Origin of the sequence: Candidatus Phytoplasma bonamiae, assembly GCF_030586845.1 — a bacterium.
Classification (GTDB): Bacteria; Bacillota_I; Bacilli_A; order Acholeplasmatales; family Acholeplasmataceae; genus Phytoplasma; species Phytoplasma bonamiae.
This window is the reverse complement of record NZ_JAOSIQ010000042.1, coordinates 1-3,144: the sequence shown is the minus strand read 5'-3', so window position 1 is coordinate 3,144 and position 3,144 is coordinate 1. Positions and strand designations below refer to the sequence as shown.

Sequence of the window (3,144 nt, the reverse complement as noted above, 5' to 3'; positions counted from 1 at the left end):
GTTTCATCCTCAAATTGGAATATTTAAGGCTAACCCGACCTAGGCGAAGGGTAATAACCTTTACAAGGCGAAAGAGTTTCAATATCTAATATTAGATATTAGGCGCCGGATGCTTGGAAACTTGCTTGTCCGGTTCTGTGAGGGGCTAATTGCGAATATGAAAAAATTATTATAGTTTTTTCTAAACCGAATTAATCTATCTCGATGAATTAGAAATACAATCAAGAAAACAAATGAAATAATGACTTTTAAAACGTTTAAAATTAATTTAATAATAATTCGTTAATGAATAATTTATTAATCATTATTAAATTACAATTATTATATATCGCTATTTATAATAAATTTATAGTTAAATAAAACATTTTTAAAAAATAAAATTAAAATAAACAGCTTGTGTATAACAAAACATTAAACAAAACAACAAAAAAAGCAAAAAATATTTCAAATTTCATTAATTTATTATCAATAATTATGAAAATTTAATTTAATAATATTTTCGAGTTTTTATAATAATCATTATTACTTAGAAAAATGAATAAATTTATGAATCTATTAATTGTTTTAAAAAGAAATTTAAAAAAAATTATTATTATTTCATTATTTTTTATCATTATTGTTATTTTTATTTATCAAAATATTCATAGACCAAAAACACCTTCATCTTTTTTAGAATTAGAATCAGAAAAAAAGATTTTATCTTCTGAAGAATTTGAAACAAAACAACATTCTACGGAAATTATTCAACCTCAAATTCAAACCACTTCTATTAAATTAGAAAAAATTAAAAATTATATTTTTACGGATACTGATAATCCTTCTTTATTACCTGTTGATTTGTCTTCAAGAGAAAAAGAAGAAATTTCTGAAATGAAAAATAATTGGAAATTCTATTGTAATTTATTAAACAAAAAAAAGATTTTTATTAATGAATGCCAAAATAAATGTCATAGATATCAATCTCAAATAATTTCTATTCAATCTAAAATACAATCTTTAAACCCCCAATTATTAACATTAGAAAAACAACGAGACGAAAAAGAAAACAATATTAAAAATCTTCAATATCAATTGTGCGAAATCTCTCCTATTCATGCAAAATCGTTTCAACAAATATATAATATTAAAATTGATAATTTCAAAACTCCAAATACAATAGAAGAAACCGATTTAAAAGAGAAAATTAAAATACTTCAAAATGAAGTAAATCAAATAATTAGTCAAATCAAAAAAATTAAATTTGACATCACCGATTTAGAATCAAAACAACAAACATACCAAAATATGTTATTTAATACTGAAAAATTAAAAACATCTTTAGAACAAAGATATAAAGATTCAGAATCAAAATACAAACGACCAATTATTTTTCAACTTAACTCTCTCTGTACAAGCCCTATCAGCTTAAAAGAATAAATAAAAAAATATTTTTATCTACAGGTCATTATTAGTTGTTTATCAAGATTAATATTTATTGCTTATAATAATCAAATTATGGAGATGTTCAAAAATAAATTAAAAAAATTATAAACTTTATTGATCTAGCGAAAAAGATTTGATTAATTTTTTTAATTATTTAAATAAATCAAAACAAAATATTTTACAAATAAGAAAAATATATTTTGATTTTAAAATTCTTCTTAAAATAAATATAAAATAGTTATTTTTTCCTAATAAACAATACTAATAGAACAAAATTATTAAAAAGTAATTCATTTAAATAAAATCCTCATAATAAAATTAATTTATTTAAAAATTTAAAGACCTCCTTTTTTATTAATAAGGGGTCTTTTTTTATTTTTATTTTTATATTTTAATATTTAAATCGATATGTAATATTATAGAAATAGTTTTTTAGATTGAAAAAATTAACAGTCCAATTTTTAAATGAACAATAAATAAAAAAACATACTTAGAAGAATTATTATTTGATTTTCAATAAAAAATATTGTATAAAAGTTATTAAGTTCTAAAGCATTAGAAATATTCTTTTATCCTTTTAATAATAACGGATAAAAAAATTTAAAATATTTTAAAATAATTTTTAGTTTCAAAAAATAAAATTTTATTTCATTTTTTATAATTTTTTCTATTTTTAAGTTAAATATATAGTGAAGATTTTATTTTTTAAAATAATTTTTTTGAATTTAAGAAAAATTTTCCAAATTAAAAAAATTTAAATAATTTTTGCAAAGAATTAAAACTTTTTTAAAACATTATGCGGATATAATGATTATTTTTTTTCAGAAATAACGGTTATTATTGGAATTAATTAAAATCTTAATGGTATTGAAAAATAAAAAACTCTATTTTGTAAAGTCGACATAGAATCATAAGAATAATTATTATCTCCTGGACAAATCGAAAACAAAAGAATCAATTTTTTCTAGAATGAAAATTTTTATAGAAATTCTCCAAACTAAAACTAAAAATAATTTCATTAGATTAAAAACTACGAAACTCTATCTTCTGAAGAACCTGATAACACTTCTTTATTATCTTCAGAGTTATCTTCAAGTAAAAAAATAAGAAATCTCTAAAATACAGTCAATTTTGTAAATTATTTGAGATTATTAAACATGCTGAAATCTTCTATTAATGAAAATTCTCCAAATAAATGTAATTAATAATAATCCAATCAATAATCTAAATGTATTAAAGAATTTAAGTAACTAATAATGATAATAATTAACAAAACTAATTAATGATAACATAAAATTAATTTTTCGTCATAAGACGAATTATAATAAGCAAGATTTTAAGAAAATTGTTCTTTTAGTTTTAAAGTAAGAATATTTCTAAAAAATAAATAAATTAAAAATTCAGATATTAATGAGAATATAAAAATTAAATTATTTACAAAAAAACTAGTTCTATGAAATAATTTTTAACCGAGGAATAAAATAAAAAAGATTTATAAATCAAAATGATGCAAGTAAAAAATAAATTACATCTTGATACTATTATATTTAATTAATTTTTTAGGATTATTATCCAAACCCATGGGGCAGGTGAAACCCCATGGGTTTGAGCAAAAATACTAACTGTGGTTTTTAACAAGTTTTCTAAAGTCCGATTCGCTTTTAAGAATTGTTGATGATCAGGTAAATGTTCTAAAGCTTCATTGATGACTTCATATAAATA

At 19.4% G+C, this 3,144-nt stretch carries 1 protein-coding gene and 1 pseudogene; one reads left to right on the top strand and one right to left on the bottom strand.

The window, feature by feature from the left end; all coding sequences use genetic code 11:
- Positions 1-534: 534 nt before the first annotated feature.
- Positions 535-1,416: a coiled-coil domain-containing protein gene (locus OC701_RS02495; protein ID WP_304514509.1), complete on the top strand. Its 882-nt coding sequence runs from the start codon at positions 535-537 to the stop codon at positions 1,414-1,416.
- 1,602 nt (positions 1,417-3,018) lie between these two features.
- Here the strand turns inward: OC701_RS02495 and OC701_RS02490 are convergent.
- Positions 3,019-3,144: pseudogene (locus OC701_RS02490) on the bottom strand (ATP-dependent Zn protease); the annotation flags it as partial.